Consider the following 18,671-nt stretch of genomic DNA (forward strand, 5'->3'; position numbering starts at 1 on the left):
GGTCAGCGTCGCCCCATGCCGTGGTACTGCCAACCGGCGGCGCGCCAGGCGGCGGAGTCGAGACAGTTGCGGCCGTCGACGATGATCCGTCCGCGCACGAGAGCGCCGGCATGTTCGGGGGAGAGGTCGCGGCGGTACTCGTCCCACTCGGTGACGACGACGACGGCATCGGCTTCCCTCAGGGCGTCGTCACGGTCGCGGGCATAGCCGAGCTGAGGGTGAAGAGCCGCCGCGTTGTCGAGTGCGGCCGGATCGGTCACGACGACGTCCGCGCCCAGCCCCCGCAGGCGGACGGCGACGTCGAGGGCAGGGGAGTCGCGGATGTCGTCGCTGAAGGGTTTGAAGGCGGCGCCGAGCACGGCGATCCTGCGGCCGAACACCAGTCCGCCCAGGGCGTCGACCACGATCTGCACCGCTCGGTCGCGACGCCGGAGGTTGATCGCGTCGACTTCGCGCAGGAAGCCGACCGCTTCCCCTCGACCGAGTTCCTCCGCCCGGGCGGTGAACGCTCGGATGTCCTTCGGGAGGCAGCCCCCGCCGAAGCCGATGCCCGCGCCCAGGTATCGTCGCCCGATCCGGGTGTCGTGGCCGAGCGCGTCGGCGAGCAGTGCGACGTCGGCGCCCGACGCTTCCGCGATCTCCGCCATCGCGTTGATGAACGAGATCTTGGTGGCGAGGAAGGCATTGGCAGCGCCCTTCACGAGTTCGGCCGTCGCGAGGTCCGTGACCAGGAAGGGCGTCCCGGCGTCGATGCTCGAGGCGTACACCTCTCGGAGCACACCGACGGCGCGCTCTCCGGCGGCATCCGCCTCGGCGCCGACCACGAGGCGATCCGGTGTCAGGGTGTCGTGCACCGCCCATCCCTCGCGGAGGAACTCGGGGTTCCACACGAGTGCGGCTCCGGCGGCGACGACGCGCTCCGCCAGTCCTGCGGCGGTTCCCACCGGCACGGTCGACTTGCCCGCCACCACGTCTCCCGCACGCAGGTGGGGGAGCAGGCCGTCGAGCGCCGCGTGGACGTAGTGGAGGTCCGCGGCGTGACCTCCAGGAATCTGAGGGGTCCCGACGGCGAGGAAGTGCACCTGCGCACCCGAGGCGTCCGCCATCCGGCTGCTGAAGCGCAGCCGTCCCGAGCTCAGGCCGTCGGCGAGGAGCTCCGAGAGCCGCGGCTCGAAGAACGGCGCCGATCCGGCGGCCAGAGCGCTCACCTTCTGCTCATCGACGTCGATGCCGATGACGTCGTGTCCGATCGAGGCCATGGCGGCGGCGTGCACGGCACCGAGGTACCCGCAGCCGATCACTGACAAGCGCATGGCTCCACCACAGCGGATGCTCCCCACGCTGGAGCATCCGCGCGGTGAACGGGCTGTGACCGGCCGATGTCGTATCCGCGATGCGTGACGACGCGCAGGATTCGAGGTCCGCGCTGGTAGGGTGAATGAGGTTGACGTGTGTCAACTGCACAATTTCACATCGACTCATGGAGCGATCGGCGGAGAAGCTGGTCCCCTGTGGTGGGTTCCTCGGCGCGTGTCGGGTGGCTTTCTACTGGTGGCCAGCGCAGGCGAGATTCGCGGGAGTGCCCGCGCGCCCGAACCCTTCCGTTCCGCTCCTTTGAACACGCTCGCGCGTCACATGGATTCGCGAGTCTAAACAAAGAAGGAGAGACCTCTTGGAAGGTCCTGAAATCACCGCCACCGAGGCCGTTCTCGACAACGGCCGCTTCGGCACCCGCACCATCCGCTTCGAGACCGGCCGCCTCGCGCAGCAGGCTCAGGGCGCAGTCGCCGCGTACCTCGACGGCGAGACCATGCTCCTCTCGGCCACCAGCGCAGGGAAGCACCCGCGCGAAGGCTTCGACTTCTTCCCGCTGACGGTCGACGTCGAGGAGCGTTCCTACGCTGCCGGCAAGATCCCGGGCTCGTTCTTCCGCCGTGAGGGTCGTCCCTCCACCGAGGCGATCCTGGTCTGCCGTCTGATCGACCGCCCGCTGCGCCCGTCGTTCGTCGACGGACTGCGCAATGAGGTCCAGGTCGTCATCACCGTCATGTCGATCGCACCGGGCGAGTTCTACGACGCGCTCGCGATCAACGCGGCTTCCGCGTCGACCCAGATCTCGGGTCTGCCGTTCTCCGGCCCCGTCGCCGGTGTGCGCCTCGCGTTCATCCCCGGCCAGGGCGAGCACGCCGACCAGTGGGTCGCGTTCCCGAACGCGGAGCAGGTCAGTGAGGCTGTGTTCGACCTGATCGTCGCCGGTCGCGTCGTCACCAAGTCCGATGGCTCGGAAGACGTCGCCATCATGATGGTCGAGGCTGAGGCCACCGAGGGCAGCTGGAACCTGATCAAGGCCGGCGCCACCAAGCCCGATGAGGCTGTCGTGGCCCAGGGCCTCGAGGCATCGAAGCCCTTCATCGCGCAGCTCGTCAAGGCTCAGGCCGAGCTCGCCGCCACCGCGTCGAAGGAGCCGGGCGTGTACCCGGTCTTCCCGGCATACAGCGACGAGGTCTACAGCTTCGTCTCCGAGCGCGCGTTCGCCGAGCTCAGCGACGTCTACCAGATCGCCGACAAGGTCGAGCGTCAGACCGCTGACGATGCGATCAAGGACCGTGTCAAGGCAGAGCTCATCGAGGCCACAGAGGCGGGTTCGCTCCCGGCTGCGGCTCCGCTCGAGTTCTCCGCCGCGTACAAGTCCGTCACGAAGAAGATCGTCCGCGGACGCATCCTCACCGAGGGCGCTCGCATCGACGGTCGCGGACTCGCGGACATCCGTCCGCTCGACGCCGAGGTGCAGGTCATCCCGCGCGTGCACGGCTCCGCGATCTTCCAGCGCGGCGAGACCCAGATCCTGGGTGTCACCACGCTGAACATGCTCAAGATGGAGCAGCAGATCGACTCGCTGTCGCCCGTCACGAGCAAGCGCTACATGCACCACTACAACTTCCCGCCCTACTCGACCGGTGAGACCGGCCGCGTGGGTTCGCCGAAGCGTCGCGAGATCGGGCACGGCTTCCTCGCCGAGCGCGCGCTCGTGCCGGTTCTGCCGAGCCGCGAGGAGTTCCCGTACGCGATCCGTCAGGTGTCCGAGGCGCTGAGCTCCAACGGTTCCACCTCGATGGGTTCCGTCTGTGCATCGACGCTGTCGCTGCTCAACGCTGGTGTGCCGCTGCGTGCGGCCGTCGCCGGTATCGCCATGGGTCTCGTCTCCGACGAGGTCAACGGTGAGACCCGTTACGCCGCGCTGACCGACATCCTGGGTGCTGAGGATGCTCTCGGCGACATGGACTTCAAGGTCGCGGGTACCAGTGAGTTCGTCACGGCCATCCAGCTGGACACGAAGCTCGACGGCATCCCGACGTCGGTGCTCACCGGCGCGCTGACCCAGGCCCGTGACGCTCGTCTGACGATCCTCAACGTCCTGAACGCCGCGATCGACGCTCCTGACGAGATGGCGCCCACCGCGCCCCGCGTCATCAGCGTGCAGATCCCCGTCGACAAGATCGGCGAGCTGATCGGCCCGAAGGGCAAGACGATCAACGCGATCCAGGACGAGACCGGTGCGCAGATCTCCATCGAGGAGGACGGCACCGTCTACATCGGCGCGACCGATGGTCCGTCGGCCGAGGCCGCTCGTGCCCAGGTCAACGCGATCGCCAACCCGACTAATCCGGAGATCGGCGAGCAGTTCCTCGGAACCGTCGTGAAGATCGCCACCTTCGGTGCGTTCGTCTCGCTGCTCCCGGGCAAGGACGGCCTGCTCCACGTCACCGAGGTGCGCAAGCTCGCCGGTGGCAAGCGGGTCGAGAACGTCGATGACGTGCTCTCGGTCGGCCAGAAGATCCTCGTGAAGATCACGAAGATCGACGACCGTGGCAAGCTCTCGCTCGAGCCCGTCCTCGACGACGCTCCGGCCGCTGACGCAGCGCCCGCAGAGGACGCTGCCGCCGAGTAAGCGCACGCTCTGAACCGGAACCCGGGTTCCTCCGCACAGGAGGGGCCCGGGTTCTGTCGCGCCGTGGTGTGATCAAATCGTTATCGGACGTTTCCGCGCCGTTCCCTGGATTGGTCGGGACGTTCGGCGAATTCGCCTACTCTCGAAGTACGCACCGGGGGGTGCAGATCCAGCAGGTACGCAGGTCGGCACGCACCGATCGATGCGGGGGTGAGAGAGTATGCGGTTGTTCAGCGTAGGCGCAGGAGCGTCGGATGAACGCGCCCGACAGGGTGTCGCCGAGCATCCCTCTGCACCCATCCCGATCGTCGGTCCCGGCATAGGGGAGACCATCCGTGTCGCCCTCGGCGAAACCGGCTTCGAGACGTTCCCGCTCATGCTGGGTGCTGCGGAATTCGGCTGGAACGTCGATCTCGAGACCAGCCACGGCATTCTCGACCGCTACGTGGAGTTCGGCGGCAACGCGATCCACACCGCCGACGGCTTCTCCGGCGGGCGCAGCGAGCACATCATCGGGCAGTGGCTGCGTTCGCGGGGGCAACGTGATCGCAGCGTCGTCAGCGTTCGGGTCGGGGCGCATGCCGACAACCCGGGTCTCGGCTCGGTCAACCTCGTGCGCGCGGTCGAGGGTTCTCTGACGAGGCTGGGTGTCGATCGCATCGACGTCCTCTATCTCGATGCCACGCTCGATGCGACCACCAACCTCGAGGACACGCTGGCGACCGTCGAATGGATGACCGAGGCCGGGAAGATCGGTGCCGTGGGTGCCTTCGGCTTCGCGCCGGAGCGTCTGGTGGAGGCCCGTATCCTCGCTTCGGCCGGCTATCCGCGCATCCAGGTGATCGACGCGCCGTACAACCTCGTTCGTCGCCAGCCGTTCGAAGGCGATCTTCGACTCGTCGCCGGTGCGCAGAACCTCGCCGTGACGCCCTCCCATGCGCTCGAGCACGGTTTCCTCTCCGGGCGACACCGCAGCAAGGCGCTGACCTCACGCGGTGTGCGGGGCGAACAGCTGCGCGGGCATCTCAACCGTCGCGGGATCAAGATCCTGCGGGCGCTCGATCAGGTCGCCGAAGAGGTGAGCGCTCCCGTCGCGGCGGTCTCCATCGCGTGGCTGCTCGCTCAGCGCACGATCGCCGCCCCCATCGTGAACGCCTTCGCGAGCGATCACGTCGACGAGCTCATGCAGGGAGCCGGCGTGTCGCTCTCACGCAGCCAGGTCGCCGAGCTCACCCGGGCAGGGAACTGAGCATCGTCCCACCCGTGACATAGGGTGGAAGGGAGGCCCGGCGGATGCTGGCGATGAAGCGAGCGAGTTGTGACGCACTACATATATCTGGTCAGACACGGTGAACATCAGGATGCAGAGCATGGTCTCGCCGACGGACCCCTCTCCCCTCGGGGACAGCGTCAGGCGGAGTTGATCGCCGACCGGCTGTCGGGGCTTCCTCTCGATGCGGTCTGGCATTCGCCTCTGCTGCGCGCCAACGAGACGGCGCGGGCGATCGCGGCTCGTCTGCCGTCGGTCGACCCGGAGCCGACCGCACTGCTGTTCGACTGCGTGCCCACCGGTATGACCGATGAGACCCCGTCCGTGTTCGAGCCGTTCTTCGGCTCCATCACCGAGGCGGAGATCGAGGCGGGCCGGGCGCAGATGTCCGACGCCGTGAACGAGTTCCTCGTGCGCAAGACCGGCGACGTGCACGAGGTGCTCATCACGCACAACTTCGTCATCTCCTGGTTCGTCCGCGAGGTGCTGGCCGCCCCCGAATGGCGATGGATGACGCTGAACCAGTCGCACTGCGGCCTGACCGTCATCGCCCAGAAGCAGGGGCGCCCGTGGACGCTGCTCACCCACAACGACACCGGGCATCTTCCGGTCGAACTGCGCACGGGCATCCCCGACGCGCTCCTTGTCTGAGCCGACCGCTCGCGGCGGACGACTGCGTGACGGACCCGCGCGCCCCGGGCCTGACTCGGTCGCCCGCGAAATAGACTGAGCGCATGACCACGCAGGTAGCACTCGTCGGCGGAACCGGGAAACTCGGCTCGATCATCCGTGCGGTGATCGACGAGCTCGAAGGCTTCGAGGTGAGCCGCGTGCTCACCTCCTCGAGTGATCTCTCCGAACTCGACGGCGCCGACCTGGTGGTCGATGCGTCGACGCCCCAGGTGAGCGTCGAGGTCGTGCGGGCCGCGGTCGAGCACGGCATCAACGTGCTGGTCGCCACCTCGGGCTGGTCCTCCGAGCGCATCGCCCTCGTGCGTCCCCTCGTCGAAGCCGCCGGCACCGGCGCGGTCTTCATCCCCAACTTCTCGCTGGGCTCGGTCCTCGGATCCGCACTGGCTGCTGCCGCAGCGCCTTTCTTCGGATCCGCGGAGATCATCGAGGCACACCGTGAGACCAAGATCGACTCACCGAGCGGGACAGCCGTGCGCACCGCCGAGCTGATCGCCGCCGCTCGCGCGGATCAAGGCCCGGTCAGTGCACCGCACGCCGATCAGCGCGCACGTGGACAGCAGGTCGGCAGCGTGCCGATCCATTCGCTGCGCCGTCCCGGCGTCGTCGCCAAGCAGGAGGTCATCCTCTCCGGCCCCGGTGAATCGCTCACGTTCACCCACGACACGATCGACTCGGCGCTCGCCTACGCCCCCGGCATCCGGCTCGCCGTGCCGTTCGCGGTGAAGGCCACCGGTGTGTTCGTCGGTCTCGAGCACATGATCGACATCGGCATCCGGTCGTGATGTCGCGCATCGGCGTCGCGCTCATGGCAGCGGCGCTGCTGGTCTACCTCGCCGTCGCGATCTGGCTCGCCGTGATGTTCATCTCGGTCGGCACCCCGGTCTCGATCGGCATGGGCATCACTCTTCTCGTGCTGGCACCGATCGGAGCCTGGGCACTCGTCCGCGAGATGATGTTCGGCTTCGGTGCCGACCGGCTGGGGCGCCTTCTCGACGCGGAAGGCGGGATGCCACCGGTCGAGACCGAGTTGACCCCCAGCGGGAGGATCGCTCGCGCCGACGCGGATCCGCTCATCGCGCGGTACACCGCGGAGGCGGATGCCGCAGGCGACGACTGGCGTGCGCGCTACCGGCTCGGCGTGGTCCAGGATGCGGCCGGCCGCCGCAAGGATGCCAGGGCCAGCATCCGCGAGGCGATCCGCCTCGCGCGACGCTGACCCCGACGGCATGCTCAGGCGAGCGTGGCCTCGAGGGTGATGTCGATCCCGGCGAGCGCCTGAGACACCGGGCATCCGGTCTTGGCGCCGTTCGCGATCTCCTGGAACGCCTCGGGCGTGAGGTTCGGGACCGTCGCGTTGACATTGAGGTGGCTGCCGGTGATGCCGACGCCGGGCTTGAAGGTGACCGATGCCGTCGTGTTGACGCGCTCCGGCGGGGTTCCGTTCTCGGCGAGGGCGTGCGAGAGCGCCATGCTGAAGCACGACGCGTGCGCGGCGGCGATGAGCTCCTCCGGCGTCGTCGTGGTGTCGCTGCCTTCGCTGCGGGCCTTCCAGTTGATCGGGAAGGTGCCGAGGCTCGACGACGAGAACGCGACCGTGCCGGATCCCTCCATGAGCGATCCGGTCCAGGTGCTGGCGGCTTCGCTGGTGACGGGCATGATTCCTCCGGTTCTCGCACTGCGGGCGCAGCATCGACTCGTGGTCAGCCTAGCGATCGTCCCTCTGCCGGGGAACAGTCGTCAGGAGGCGGGCGCTTCACGTCCGATGAGGCCGGCGCGCTGCAGCAGGAGGTAGAGCTGGCAGCCCAGGCAGAACGCGAACGCGGCGTTGAGGAAGGCGGCCAGGAACGCGGCCGCCGTCGCGATCGGGAGAGCCCACGCGACGCCGAGGAGGTGAAGGACGAGGCCGATTCCCACGACGAGGAGTCCGACACCCTGCGAGAACCGCGGCGGACGCGGATCCTCGAGTTCGGTGGGCGGCGTCAGGCGTGGTCGCACCACTGAGCGGAAGAGCGCACCCCAGGGCGCCGTCCGCGGCGACACGAGCCCCCACAGGAACAGCAGTGCGATGACGAGTGCCAGGAGGAAACCGGGGTCGAGGGCGCGCTGGGCGAGGGATGCCGAGGCGATCGCCCATCCGGACGGCGTGAAGGTGGCATCGGCGAGCGGCTGGTAGGCGAACCAGCCGGTGCCGCCCCTGGCCGTCGAGATCCCGATCAGTGCCAGGAACGTCGCCAGCAGCAGCAGGACCGCGGTGATCGCAGCGGCGAATCGTGGGCCTCGGGGGTCGATGCCTGCGGGAATGCTCATGGGGGCTCCAGTCTTTCCGCTCAGACGGCGGCGAGGGCGTCGGTGAGGGCGTGGCGGTCGGGGACACCGTGGAACCGTGCGCGGACGGCGCCGGAATCGTCGACCACGAAGGTCGTCGGCGTCTGCAGGACTCGGTAGCGAGCCGAGAGATCCGGGCGGTGCGTCAGATCCACCTCCAGATGACGGAGGTCGTCGTGCTCGGCCGCGTAGGCGCCGAGCAACCGTCTCACCTGGGGGCACCGTGCACACATCTCCGTGCTGAACTGCACCAGTGTCGCTCGCGAACCGAGTTCGGCGGCGGCATCTGCGGGGTCGAAGAGGAGGGCGCCGCCGTCGCGTCGTCGTCCATCGCGACGACGCAGCACGATGCCGACGATCGTCGCGAGCACGAGGAGTGCGGCGGCGATCCCCAGGGCGGCTGCGGGCGACATAGGTCGAGAATATGTCGTGCGGTGAAGGGTCATGGCCGATGTTTCCGACCATGACGAACGTCCCACGCCCGGGAGCTCATCCGCCCGTGGGAGGTGAGGGTGGCGGTATCGTGGCTTTCATGAGCGCAGCCGTCCCGACTCCTTACGAAGACCTGCTCCGCGACGTGCTGGAGAGCGGCACGCACAAGTCCGATCGCACCGGAACGGGAACGACGAGCGTCTTCGGTCGACAGATCCGCTTCGACCTGTCGAAAGGATTCCCGCTCATCACCACCAAGCGCGTGCACTTCAAGTCCATCGCGTACGAGCTCCTCTGGTTCCTGCGTGGCGATTCCAATGTGGGATGGCTCCGCGACAACGGCGTCACGATCTGGGATGAGTGGGCAGACGAGTCCGGCGACCTGGGGCCGGTCTACGGGGTGCAGTGGCGGTCGTGGCCCACCCCGGACGGTGGGAGCATCGACCAGCTCTCCGAGGTCATCGAGCAGATCCGCCGCTCGCCCGACTCCCGGCGGCTCATCGTCTCGGCCTGGAACCCCGCTGACATCCCCGACATGGCTCTCGCCCCCTGCCACGCCCTGTTCCAGTTCTACGTCGCCGACGGCAAGCTCTCCTGCCAGCTCTACCAGCGCAGCGCCGACATGTTCCTCGGCGTGCCCTTCAACATCGCCTCGTATGCGTTGCTCACGATGATGATCGCCCAGCAGGTCGGCCTGGAGCCCGGAGACTTCGTCTGGACGGGCGGCGACTGCCACGTCTACGACAATCACGTCGAGCAGGTGCGTGAGCAGCTCAGCCGAGACCCCTACGAGTATCCGACGCTGCGCTTCGCTCGGAAGCCGGAATCGATCCTCGACTACCGCTACGAGGACTTCGTGGTGGAGAACTACCAGCACCACGCGCCGATCAGGGCGGCGGTGGCGGTATGACCTGGGTCGGGCTGATCTGGGCCGAGGCCCACGGCGGCGTGATCGGCGCCGAGGGCGGGATGCCCTGGCACGTGCCGGAAGACCTGGCGCATTTCAAGGACGTCACCCTCGGTGCGCCCGTGGTGATGGGCCGCAAGACCTGGGATTCGCTTCCGGAGCGCTTCCGACCGCTCGCCGGCCGCGACAACATCGTGGTGACTCGGCAGCAGGACTGGTCCGAGGACGGTGCGCGCCGAGCGGCCACGGTCGCGGAAGCCGTGCGCGGGCTCGACAGGGCATGGATCATCGGCGGTGCGGAGATCTTCCGCCAGGTGATCGGTGACGCGGATCGGCTGGAGGTCACCGAACTCGATCTCGACGTCGCCGGCGACACCTACGCACCGGCCAAGACGGGCTGGCGACTCGTCGACAAGGGGGAGTGGCGCACCTCACGCACCGGCGTCCGCTACCGCTTCCTCGGATACGAGCGCTGATGCCCACTGCACTGATCACCGGAGCCAGCGCCGGACTGGGCGCAGAGTTCGCTCGTCAGCTCGCGCGGCGTCGCGCCGATCTCGTCTTGGTGGCGAGGTCGGAGGAGGCTCTCTCGGAGCTGGGTGCGCAACTGCGGAGCGAGTACGGTGTCGCGGTCGAGATCATCGCCGCCGACCTGGCGGATGAGAGCGGTGTGGAGAAGGTCGCCGAGCGGCTGCGCGACGCGGCTGACCCGGTCGACCTCCTGGTGAACAACGCCGGGTTCGGTCTTCCCCTGCAGTTCGCCGACAACGACATCGACGACGAGGTGCGTCACCTGCGGGTGCATGTCGAAGCATCGATGCGTCTCATGCACGCGGCGCTGCAGTCCATGCGCGGCCGCGGCGGGCGCATCATCAACGTGGCGTCGGTCGCGGGGTTCATCTCGCGGTCGACGTACTCCGCCTGCAAGGCGTGGTTGATCGGTTTCAGCCGCTGGGCGAACGCCGAGTACGGCCGTGACGGCGTCTCCGTGACGGCGTTGTGCCCGGGATTCACTCATACGTCTTTCCACGAGCGCATGGGGCTTGCGGTCGGTGAGGAGGGTGTTCCCGCCATCATGTGGCTGAACGCGCGCGACGTCGTGCGCGTCGGCCTGCGCGATGCGGCCCGTGGCAAGGCCGTCTCGGTGCCGTCGCTGCGCTACAAGGTGCTCGTGGCGCTGACGCGCGTCCTGCCGAGCTCGCTGACATCTGGTGTGGCGCGTCGGGGCCGCGTCTGACCTTGGCGCGTGCGATCCGCAGAGGTCAGCGGAAACGGCCGAGCCGGATCCCTGCCTTCGCGATCGCGGCTATCGACTCCCCATCGGTGATCGTGCCGTCAGCGATCATGCCCAGCACGGTCTCGAACGGAACCCATGAGACGGCCTGGATGCCCTCTTCGGCCTGAGTCTCAGCAGTGCGCGCGTCGCCCTCGCCGGATGCCTCTTCGTCTTCTGCGGCAGGTTGGAGGTCGCGTGCGAGGAAGACGTGTTCGGCGGCCTCGGCGATACCGTTCAGCGCGTGCATGGTGCCCAGCGGCACCCAGTCACCGGCATCGAAGCCGGTCTCCTCGCGAAGTTCCCGCCGGGCCGCGACGAGCGGAGCCTCACCGTCGCTGCCTCCCGCAGGCACCTCGATGGTGGTGCCCACGGTGTAGCGGTCGATCGTGACGAGACAGATGCGGTCGTCGTCGTCCACAGCGACGATGAAGACCGCCGGATGCTGCATGGTGACGACACCGTAGATGCCGTCGTCACCGGCCGGTCCTGTGACCCGATCCTCACGCACACGGATCCAGGCGTTCTCGTACTTCGTCTCGCTGTCTCGTGTGACCCATGCCATCCTTCGAGCGTACGGCGCACCTGCGACCTCATCCGCGTCACCGCGTCCGCATGAGCGGCAGTCGAACCGATACGCTTGGGTCTATGACGCATTCGGGCAACCCTTTCGGACAGGTTCTCGTCGCGCTCGTCACTCCGATGACGGCCGACGGTGAAGTCGATTGGCCCGCCGTCGAGAAGCACATCGATGACGTGATCACCGCGGGAGCGGACGGCATCGTCGTGACGGGGACGACCGGCGAGACCTCGACCCTGACGGACCCCGAGAAGCTCAAGCTCGTCGAGGTCGGCAGATCCGTCTCCGCTGGTCGCGCCAAGATCATCACCGGCGGTGGCTCCAACGAGACCGCCCATGCGATCGAGCTCTACAAGGCCAGCGAGAAGGCCGGCGCCGACGGCATCATGATCGTCACGCCGTACTACAACAAGCCGACTCAGGCCGGCATCCTCACGCACTTCCGTCTGGTCGCCGACGCGACCGACCTCCCGGTGATCCTTTACGACATCCCCGGCCGCACGGGTGTGCCGATCAAGTACGAGACCATCCTGCGTCTCGCGAAGCACCCGAACATCCTCGCCGTGAAAGACGCCAAGGGCGACTTCTCCGAGGTGAGCCGCGTGCTCAACCAGACCGACCTGATGTACTTCTCAGGCGACGACGCGAACGTGCTCCCGCACCTCGCGATCGGGGCCACCGGCCTCATCGGTGTGACGGCGAACGTCGCCGCTGCGCCGTACCGCACGATCATCGACGCGGTGAACGCGGGCGATCTCGCCACCGCCACCGCAGAGCACAAGCGCCTCGAACCGCTCGTGCGCGCGGTGATGACGCATGTTCCGGGAACGGTCGCGGCCAAGTACATCCTGCACGGACTCGGCCGCATCTCGAGCCCGCGCGTCCGACTTCCCCTGGTCGGCCCCGAGGAATGGGAGGCCGCGCTCATCGAAGATGAACTCGACCTCGTCCAGAACGTCCCCGGAGCCGACTTCTCGAACTTCCGCCCCGACCGCAACGCGGCCGCGGGTGGTGCCCTGCCCAAGGTGCACGGCACGACGCGCTGAGTCGCGTCGCCACGAACGAACGGACGCGCGGAGTGTCCGACTGAGGAGACAGCATGTCCATTCCCCTGGTAGAACCGACCGCTCTCGAAGACGGGACGCTGCGGGTCGTCCCGATCGGCGGCCTCGGCGAGATCGGTCGCAACATGACCATGTTCGAGTACGACGGCAAGATCCTGATCGTCGACTGCGGCGTGCTCTTCCCTGAGGAGCACCAGCCGGGTGTCGACCTGATCCTGCCGGACTTCGAGCCGATCCGCGATCGCCTGGATGACATCGTCGGCGTGGTGCTGACGCACGGACACGAGGACCACATCGGCGCGGTGCCGTATCTGCTGCGTCTGAAGAGCGACATCCCGCTGATCGGATCCGGGCTCACCCTGGCACTGGTCGAGGCGAAGCTCAAGGAGCATCGCATCAAGGCCTTCACCCTCACTGTGAAGGAAGGTCAGCAGGAGCGGGTCGGTCCGTTCGACCTGGAGTTCGTCGCGGTCAACCACTCGATCCCGGATGCGCTGGCCGTGGCCATCCGCACGCCCGCAGGCATGGTGCTCGCCACCGGTGACTTCAAGATGGATCAGCTGCCGCTGGACGGCCGCATCACCGACCTGCGCGCATTCGCCCGCCTCGGTGAAGAGGGCGTGGATCTGTTCCTCGTCGACTCGACGAACGCCGATGTCCCCGGCTTCACGCCGACGGAGCGCTCCATCGGTCCCGTGCTCGACCAGGTGATCGCGAAGGCGCCTCGTCGTGTCATCGTCGCGAGCTTCTCCAGCCACGTACACCGAGTGCAGCAGGTGATCGACGCGGCGCACGCCAACGGTCGCCGCGTCGCATTCCTCGGCCGCAGCATGGTGCGCAACATGACGATCGCCGAGCAGCTCGGCTACCTGAAGGTGCCGGACGGAGTCCTCATCGACTTCAAGAAGGCCCGCGACCTCCCCGACGAGCAGATCGTCTACATGTCCACCGGCTCCCAGGGCGAGCCGATGGCGGTGCTCAGTCGTATGGCGAACATGGACCACGCGATCGAGATCAGTGAGGGCGACACGGTCATCCTCGCCTCCAGCCTCATCCCGGGCAACGAGAATGCGGTCTATCGCGTGATCGACGGGCTCACCAAGCTCGGTGCCAATGTCGTCCACAAGGCCAACGCGAAGGTGCATGTCTCCGGGCATGCCGCGGCGGGCGAGCTGATCTACTGCTACAACATCCTGAAGCCGAAGAACGTCCTCCCGGTCCACGGCGAGTACCGGCACCTGATCGCCAACGCCAAGCTGGCGCAGGACACCGGCGTCCCCGAGGAGAACACGATCATCGCCTCCAACGGCACCGTGATCGATCTCAAGGACGGGGTCGCGAAGGTCACCGGTCAGCTCGACCTCGGATTCGTGTACGTCGACGGCTCCACCGTCGGCGAGATCACCGATGCCGACCTCAAGGATCGCCGTATCCTCGGCGAGGAGGGCTTCATCTCGGTGATCGTGGTGGTGGATGCCGGCACCGGCCGTATCATCTCGGGACCGGAGATCCACGCGCGCGGCGTCGCCGAGGATGATTCGGTGTTCGACGACGTCACGCCGAAGATCATCGCGGCGCTCAAGGAGGCATCGGGCAACGGCGTTCGTGACACCCATGCGCTGTCGCAGGTCGTTCGACGCACGATCGGTCGCTGGGTGAACCAGCGGCTGCGTCGTCGTCCGATGATCGTTCCGCTCGTCATCGAGGCGTGACGCTGGGGGAGTCCGCTCCCCGCTCACGGGTGGCCGTCACGTCGATGTAACACCGCGGACCTATGCTCGCGTCATGTACAGGGACTTCTCCCTTCGCAGGGCGGCGCAGACGGATGCGATGTTCCTCGGCGACATGCTCGTCGAGGCCGCCAATTGGCGTGCCGGGGGAGTGCGTCCGCGGCACGAGGTGCTGACCTCTGCCGACCACAGGCGTTACCTCGCGGGGTGGAAGCGCATGGCCGACGACGGACTGGTGGCCACCGCTTCGGACGACGTCCCGGTCGGGGCCGCGTGGTATCGGGTGCTCCCGCAGGACGCCCCGGGATTCGGCTTCATCGGCGTCGCCGTCCCGGAGCTGATCATCGGAGTGCATCCCCTCTGGCGTGCGCGTGGCGTCGGACGCTCGCTGCTGCGCGGCATCGTGCACCTCGCCGGCTCTCAGGGACATGCGCGCATCAGCCTGAGCGTCGAACGGGACAACTTCGCGCGCAACCTGTATCGCGCCGAGGGCTTCGCCGTGGTGAGGGAGGGCGAGAGCCGGGACGCGATGGCGCGCGGCACGGCGTAGCCGCGCCCTCTCGGATCCGGGGAAAGCCGCGTCATTACGCGGAGATGTCGGCTGGTGGACGTAACGTGAGAGCATGGCCAGGAGTACCACGAAGACAGAGAGCGCGTCGACCAGCGCACCGTCGCGCCCGAAGCGGCAGACGGCTCCCAAGGCCCCACCCGCTCGCAAGGCGCAGCCCGCTCCCAAGAAGTACATCGACGAGGCAGACAAGCCGCCGGTCGCCGTCCGGGCCTGGGTCGGGCTGGCGCACGGTGTCGGCGGACTCTTCCGCGCGTTCGGCCCTGAGACCCTCGAGAAAGACGATCGTCGCGACGGTTTCCCCTTCCTCCTCGTGCTCCTCGCCGTGCTGGGCGCGGTCAACGAGTGGTTCTTCATCGGCAACGAAGTCGCTGCGAACATCAGCGCGTACTCCGTCGGGCTGTTCGTCGGGCGTGTGGCCTTCATCATGCCGGTGCTGCTTCTGCTGCTCGCCGGCTGGCTGTTCCGTCACCCTTCGTCAGTTCATGACAACGGGCGAATCGGAATCGGATTCGGAATGTTCGTCCTGGCGCTCGCGGGGATACTCCACGTCGCCGGGCCCCGCCCGCATCCGAACCAGGGGATGCCAGCGCTCAGTGAATCGGGTGGGCTGCTTGGCTGGCTCGTGGGACAGCCCCTGACCTACCTCACCGACATTCCCGCGTACATCGTGCTGTCGCTGCTTGCGGCACTCAGCATCCTGATCCTCACCAAGACACCGCCGAACCGCATCGGCGCCCGCCTCGGCGACCTGTACGCCTGGATGTTCGACGCCGAACGCCCGGAGAAGCCTGCCAAGGACGCTGCGGCGATCGACGACGCCGACAAGGTCGACGACCCCGACGTGCTGCCCTGGTGGCGGCGCAACAAGACCGGTCGGGAAGAAGATCCCGACGAGGGCACCCTCGGCTCGGATGACATCACGGCGCTGCTCACGACCTCCGATCCGACTCCCGCCTACGACCAGGCGGTCGTCGTCGAGAACCCGTATGACGCGGCCACCGAGGTGCTGTCCGATGTGAGGTCCGTCGCCGACTCCCTCGCGGAGCAGCAGACCACGGCGCTCCTCGACGACTCCTCCGACACCGGAGAGGTGCCGGAGCTTCCCGGCCTCGACGGCTTCGGCACCGAGGGCCCTGGCGACCGCGGACCGCAGGCTCCCGTGACGCCGTACATCCTGCCCTCTCCCGGCCTCCTGGTCGAAGGTCCGCCGCCGGTGATGCGCTCCGAGGCCACTGACAAGGTGATCGAGCAGATCACCAGTGTGCTGTCGCAGTTCAAGGTCGATGCGAAGGTCACCGGGTTCTCCCGCGGACCGACGGTCACGCAGTACGAGGTCGAGGTCGGCCACGGCGTCAAGGTCGAGAAGATCCTGCAGCTGAGCAACAACTTCGCCTACGCGGTGGCATCGAACGACGTCCGCATCCTCTCGCCGATCCCCGGCAAGAGCGCGATCGGCATCGAGATCCCCAACGCCGACAAGGAGATGGTGGCGCTCGGCGACGTGCTGCGCTCGCCCGTCGCGCAGAAGAGCACGCACCCGATGACGATCGGCGTCGGCAAAGACGTCGGCGGCAACATCGTCATCGCGAACCTCGCCAAGATGCCCCACCTCCTGGTCGCCGGTTCCACAGGCTCTGGTAAGTCGAGCTTCGTGAACTCCATGATCACGAGCCTGCTGATGCGCGCTCGCCCGGCCGATGTACGCATGGTGCTGATCGACCCGAAGCGCGTGGAGCTCACCAGCTATGCCGGTGTCCCGCACCTGATCACGCCCATCATCACGAACCCCAAGAAGGCGGCGGAAGCGCTGCAGTGGGTCGTGAAGGAGATGGACATGAGGTACGACGACCTCGCATCCTTCGGCTTCCGTCACATCGACGACTTCAACCGAGCCGTGCGTGCGGGCGAGGTCGAGCTGCCGGTGGGCAGTGAGCGCGTTCTGAAGCCTTACCCGTACCTCCTGGTCGTGGTCGATGAGCTCGCCGACCTCATGATGGTCGCCCCTCGCGACGTGGAGGACTCGATCGTGCGAATCACGCAGCTGGCGCGAGCCTCCGGCATCCACCTCGTCCTCGCGACGCAACGTCCGAGTGTGGACGTCGTCACCGGACTCATCAAGGCGAACGTGCCCTCTCGTCTGGCCTTCGCCGTCACCAGCGTCACCGACAGCCGCGTCATCCTCGACAGCCCCGGCGCCGACAAGCTCATCGGTCAGGGTGATGCGCTGTTCTCGCCCATGGGCTCGTCCAAGCCGTTCCGTCTGCAGGGCGCCTGGGTCGACGAGAAGGAGATCGACGCGGTCGTCAAGCACGTCACCCGTCAGGCACGTCCGGACTACCGTCCCGATGTGCAGGAGGCGATGGAGCCGACCAAGAAGAAGGAAGTCGACGAGGATATCGGCGACGACCTGGAGCTGCTGCTCGCGGCCGCCGAGCTCATCGTCTCGTCCCAGTTCGGCTCGACGTCGATGCTCCAGCGCAAGCTTCGTGTCGGCTTCGCGAAAGCCGGTCGCCTCATGGACCTGCTGGAGTCGCGCGAGATCGTCGGTCCGTCCGAGGGATCCAAGGCGCGAGACGTGCTGGCCACGGCCGAGCAGCTCCCGCAGGTCATGGCGAAGCTCCGCGGCGACGACGTGCCGGCCTCGCCGTCGCCGTCCGCAGCCCCGGTCGCTCCGCCCGTCCCACCTCTTCCTCAGACACATGATCCGATCGCGGCCCAGTACGAGGGGCTTCCCGAGGTGGAGGCCGAGGGCGACGAAGACGCCTGGGGCCTGACGGGACGCGACTGATGGCCATTCCTCGGCAGCTTCCCAACGCCATCACCGTCGCGCGCATCCCGCTGGCGGTCGTCTTCTTCATCCTCTTGCTGCTGGGCGGCCAGTACGGCCTTCCCGACCCCGGCCTCCGTTGGGCCGCCGCGATCATCTTCATCGTCGGTATCTCGACGGACTGGGTTGACGGCTACCTCGCACGCAAATACGACATCGTCAGCGACTTCGGCAAACTCTGGGATCCCATCGCCGACAAGATGCTCACGGGCGCTGGATTCATCGGGCTCGCCATCCTGGGCGAGGTCAGCTGGTGGATCGTGGCGATCATACTGGTGCGCGAGTGGGGGATCACGATCCATCGACTCATGGTCGCCAGCGAGCATGTCGTCGCCGCGGCCTGGATGGGCAAGATCAAGACGGCATTCCAGGGGGTGGCGCTCGGCTGGGCACTGCTTCCGTTGCACTACCTCATCGGTCTCGACGCCTGGACGCTGATCACCTTCATCCTCATGCTCATCGTCCTGGTGCTCACGGTGGTGAGCGGCATCGACTACATCGTGGCGCAGGTGCGGGGTTCGCGCCGGAAGCCATGAGCGAAGAGAGCGCCGCGGTCCTCGCAGCGCTGGGTCGGCGCGGGTGGACGCTCGGGATCGCCGAATCGCTGACAGGTGGCGCTCTGTGCGCGGATGTCGTCGCCATCCCCGGCGCATCCGCGGTGCTTCTCGGGGGCGTCGTGGCCTACGCGACGCCGGTGAAGGCGACCGTGCTGGGAGTGGACGCGGCTCTTCTGGCCGCACACGGACCGGTGCACCCGCAGGTCGCTCTGCAGATGGCCGACGGCGTCAGAGACGTGGTCGGTGTCGGGGGCGCGCCAGCCGATGTAGGCGTGTCGACGACGGGGATCGCCGGCCCGGACTCCCCGGACGGCCAGCCGGTCGGCACTGTGCACATCGGAGTCGTGACCCCTGTGGCGTCGCGGACCACGGCCTTCCACTTCAGCGGGGACCGCGACGCGATCCGGGCGCAGGCCGTGGCGGCAGCACTCCGAGAGGTGCTTGCGGTGGTGGCGGAATAGTGACGCCCTCGGCCTGGTTATCTCTCTTGTGC

General features: G+C 67.5%; 19 protein-coding genes. 14 read left to right on the top strand and 5 right to left on the bottom strand.

Annotated elements, in window-relative coordinates; genetic code table 11:
- Window positions 1-2: 2 nt before the first annotated feature.
- Entirely contained in the window at window positions 3-1,313 is a 1,311-nt protein-coding gene (locus tag KY497_RS10465; RefSeq protein ID WP_141386352.1) for a UDP-glucose/GDP-mannose dehydrogenase family protein, read from the bottom strand.
- Between the two features lie 359 nt (window positions 1,314-1,672).
- Here KY497_RS10465 and KY497_RS10470 point away from each other — a divergent pair, with 359 nt between their 5' ends.
- The 5 genes from KY497_RS10470 (at window position 1,673) to KY497_RS10490 (ending at window position 7,128) form a co-directional block, all read left to right on the top strand.
- A complete protein-coding gene (locus KY497_RS10470) occupies window positions 1,673-3,949 on the top strand; it encodes a polyribonucleotide nucleotidyltransferase (RefSeq protein WP_141386351.1) in 2,277 nt (758 codons plus the stop codon).
- 220 nt (window positions 3,950-4,169) lie between these two features.
- The gene (locus tag KY497_RS10475) at window positions 4,170-5,198 is read left to right on the top strand and encodes an aldo/keto reductase (protein ID WP_219869002.1); all 1,029 of its coding nucleotides are present in this window, start codon (window positions 4,170-4,172) and stop codon (window positions 5,196-5,198) included.
- A gap of 69 nt (window positions 5,199-5,267) precedes the next feature.
- Entirely contained in the window at window positions 5,268-5,870 is a 603-nt protein-coding gene (locus KY497_RS10480; protein WP_055868738.1) for a histidine phosphatase family protein, read from the top strand.
- 83 nt (window positions 5,871-5,953) lie between these two features.
- Entirely contained in the window at window positions 5,954-6,694 is a 741-nt protein-coding gene (dapB, locus tag KY497_RS10485; protein ID WP_055872742.1) for a 4-hydroxy-tetrahydrodipicolinate reductase, read from the top strand.
- Window positions 6,694-7,128, top strand: a complete 435-nt coding sequence (locus KY497_RS10490; RefSeq protein ID WP_017830915.1) for a hypothetical protein — start codon at window positions 6,694-6,696, stop codon at window positions 7,126-7,128. The genes dapB and KY497_RS10490 overlap by 1 nt, the downstream gene beginning before the upstream one ends.
- 14 nt (window positions 7,129-7,142) lie before the next feature.
- On the opposite strand, the gene KY497_RS10495 is transcribed toward KY497_RS10490, so the two are convergent.
- From KY497_RS10495 to KY497_RS10505, 3 genes are all read right to left on the bottom strand, one after another.
- Window positions 7,143-7,568 (bottom strand): OsmC family peroxiredoxin, encoded by a 426-nt coding sequence (locus KY497_RS10495; protein WP_017830914.1) that lies wholly within the window; start codon window positions 7,566-7,568, stop codon window positions 7,143-7,145.
- Window positions 7,569-7,649: 81 nt separating this feature from the next.
- The gene (locus KY497_RS10500) at window positions 7,650-8,219 is read right to left on the bottom strand and encodes a DUF4395 domain-containing protein (protein WP_219869003.1); all 570 of its coding nucleotides are present in this window, start codon (window positions 8,217-8,219) and stop codon (window positions 7,650-7,652) included.
- Between the two features lie 20 nt (window positions 8,220-8,239).
- Window positions 8,240-8,650 (bottom strand): thioredoxin family protein, encoded by a 411-nt coding sequence (locus tag KY497_RS10505; RefSeq protein WP_055868733.1) that lies wholly within the window; start codon window positions 8,648-8,650, stop codon window positions 8,240-8,242.
- 119 nt (window positions 8,651-8,769) lie between these two features.
- Between KY497_RS10505 and KY497_RS10510 the strand changes: the two genes are divergently transcribed.
- The 3 genes from KY497_RS10510 to KY497_RS10520 are packed head-to-tail and all read left to right on the top strand — an operon-like array spanning window position 8,770 to window position 10,813.
- Window positions 8,770-9,579 (top strand): thymidylate synthase, encoded by an 810-nt coding sequence (locus KY497_RS10510; RefSeq protein ID WP_055873172.1) that lies wholly within the window; start codon window positions 8,770-8,772, stop codon window positions 9,577-9,579.
- Complete coding sequence (locus KY497_RS10515) at window positions 9,576-10,052, top strand: dihydrofolate reductase (protein ID WP_219869004.1); 477 nt, start codon at window positions 9,576-9,578, stop codon at window positions 10,050-10,052. The genes KY497_RS10510 and KY497_RS10515 overlap by 4 nt, the downstream gene beginning before the upstream one ends.
- The gene (locus tag KY497_RS10520; RefSeq protein WP_141388003.1) at window positions 10,052-10,813 is read left to right on the top strand and encodes an SDR family oxidoreductase; all 762 of its coding nucleotides are present in this window, start codon (window positions 10,052-10,054) and stop codon (window positions 10,811-10,813) included. Before KY497_RS10515 ends, KY497_RS10520 begins: the two co-directional genes overlap by 1 nt.
- A gap of 25 nt (window positions 10,814-10,838) precedes the next feature.
- Here KY497_RS10520 and KY497_RS10525 read toward each other — a convergent pair whose 3' ends face one another.
- A complete protein-coding gene (locus KY497_RS10525; RefSeq protein WP_219869005.1) occupies window positions 10,839-11,414 on the bottom strand; it encodes an NUDIX hydrolase in 576 nt (191 codons plus the stop codon).
- An 83-nt stretch (window positions 11,415-11,497) separates the two neighbouring features.
- Here KY497_RS10525 and dapA point away from each other — a divergent pair, with 83 nt between their 5' ends.
- From dapA to KY497_RS10555, 6 genes are all read left to right on the top strand, one after another.
- The gene (gene dapA / locus KY497_RS10530) at window positions 11,498-12,475 is read left to right on the top strand and encodes a 4-hydroxy-tetrahydrodipicolinate synthase (RefSeq protein WP_017830907.1); all 978 of its coding nucleotides are present in this window, start codon (window positions 11,498-11,500) and stop codon (window positions 12,473-12,475) included.
- A gap of 53 nt (window positions 12,476-12,528) precedes the next feature.
- A complete protein-coding gene (locus KY497_RS10535; RefSeq protein WP_055868726.1) occupies window positions 12,529-14,205 on the top strand; it encodes a ribonuclease J in 1,677 nt (558 codons plus the stop codon).
- Between the two features lie 73 nt (window positions 14,206-14,278).
- Entirely contained in the window at window positions 14,279-14,773 is a 495-nt protein-coding gene (locus KY497_RS10540; protein WP_219869006.1) for a GNAT family N-acetyltransferase, read from the top strand.
- A 73-nt stretch (window positions 14,774-14,846) separates the two neighbouring features.
- A complete protein-coding gene (locus KY497_RS10545) occupies window positions 14,847-17,582 on the top strand; it encodes a DNA translocase FtsK (protein ID WP_219869007.1) in 2,736 nt (911 codons plus the stop codon).
- Complete coding sequence (gene pgsA / locus KY497_RS10550; protein ID WP_017830903.1) at window positions 17,582-18,157, top strand: CDP-diacylglycerol--glycerol-3-phosphate 3-phosphatidyltransferase; 576 nt, start codon at window positions 17,582-17,584, stop codon at window positions 18,155-18,157. The genes KY497_RS10545 and pgsA overlap by 1 nt, the downstream gene beginning before the upstream one ends.
- On the top strand, window positions 18,154-18,639 hold the full coding sequence (locus KY497_RS10555; protein WP_141388011.1) for a CinA family protein: 486 nt from the start codon (window positions 18,154-18,156) through the stop codon (window positions 18,637-18,639). The genes pgsA and KY497_RS10555 overlap by 4 nt, the downstream gene beginning before the upstream one ends.
- Window positions 18,640-18,671: the final 32 nt, after the last annotated feature.

The sequence above is a fragment of the Microbacterium sp. PAMC22086 genome (assembly GCF_019443525.1).
GTDB lineage: Bacteria > Actinomycetota > Actinomycetes > Actinomycetales > Microbacteriaceae > Microbacterium > Microbacterium maritypicum.

Excerpts from the sequence above, each read along its gene's own strand:
- KY497_RS10500 (WP_219869003.1), bottom strand. The coding sequence starts at position 8,219 with ATGAGCATTCCCGCAGGCATCGACCCCCGAGGCCCACGATTCGCCGCT.
- dapB (WP_055872742.1), top strand. The coding sequence starts at position 5,954 with ATGACCACGCAGGTAGCACTCGTCGGCGGAACCGGGAAACTCGGCTCG.
- KY497_RS10525 (WP_219869005.1), bottom strand. The coding sequence starts at position 11,414 with ATGGCATGGGTCACACGAGACAGCGAGACGAAGTACGAGAACGCCTGG.
- dapA (WP_017830907.1), top strand. The coding sequence starts at position 11,498 with ATGACGCATTCGGGCAACCCTTTCGGACAGGTTCTCGTCGCGCTCGTC.
- KY497_RS10520 (WP_141388003.1), top strand. The coding sequence starts at position 10,052 with ATGCCCACTGCACTGATCACCGGAGCCAGCGCCGGACTGGGCGCAGAG.
- KY497_RS10465 (WP_141386352.1), bottom strand. The coding sequence starts at position 1,313 with ATGCGCTTGTCAGTGATCGGCTGCGGGTACCTCGGTGCCGTGCACGCC.
- KY497_RS10510 (WP_055873172.1), top strand. The coding sequence starts at position 8,770 with ATGAGCGCAGCCGTCCCGACTCCTTACGAAGACCTGCTCCGCGACGTG.
- KY497_RS10555 (WP_141388011.1), top strand. The coding sequence starts at position 18,154 with ATGAGCGAAGAGAGCGCCGCGGTCCTCGCAGCGCTGGGTCGGCGCGGG.
- KY497_RS10515 (WP_219869004.1), top strand. The coding sequence starts at position 9,576 with ATGACCTGGGTCGGGCTGATCTGGGCCGAGGCCCACGGCGGCGTGATC.
- KY497_RS10540 (WP_219869006.1), top strand. The coding sequence starts at position 14,279 with ATGTACAGGGACTTCTCCCTTCGCAGGGCGGCGCAGACGGATGCGATG.
- KY497_RS10490 (WP_017830915.1), top strand. The coding sequence starts at position 6,694 with ATGTCGCGCATCGGCGTCGCGCTCATGGCAGCGGCGCTGCTGGTCTAC.
- KY497_RS10535 (WP_055868726.1), top strand. The coding sequence starts at position 12,529 with ATGTCCATTCCCCTGGTAGAACCGACCGCTCTCGAAGACGGGACGCTG.
- KY497_RS10545 (WP_219869007.1), top strand. The coding sequence starts at position 14,847 with ATGGCCAGGAGTACCACGAAGACAGAGAGCGCGTCGACCAGCGCACCG.
- KY497_RS10505 (WP_055868733.1), bottom strand. The coding sequence starts at position 8,650 with ATGTCGCCCGCAGCCGCCCTGGGGATCGCCGCCGCACTCCTCGTGCTC.
- KY497_RS10495 (WP_017830914.1), bottom strand. The coding sequence starts at position 7,568 with ATGCCCGTCACCAGCGAAGCCGCCAGCACCTGGACCGGATCGCTCATG.
- pgsA (WP_017830903.1), top strand. The coding sequence starts at position 17,582 with ATGGCCATTCCTCGGCAGCTTCCCAACGCCATCACCGTCGCGCGCATC.
- KY497_RS10475 (WP_219869002.1), top strand. The coding sequence starts at position 4,170 with ATGCGGTTGTTCAGCGTAGGCGCAGGAGCGTCGGATGAACGCGCCCGA.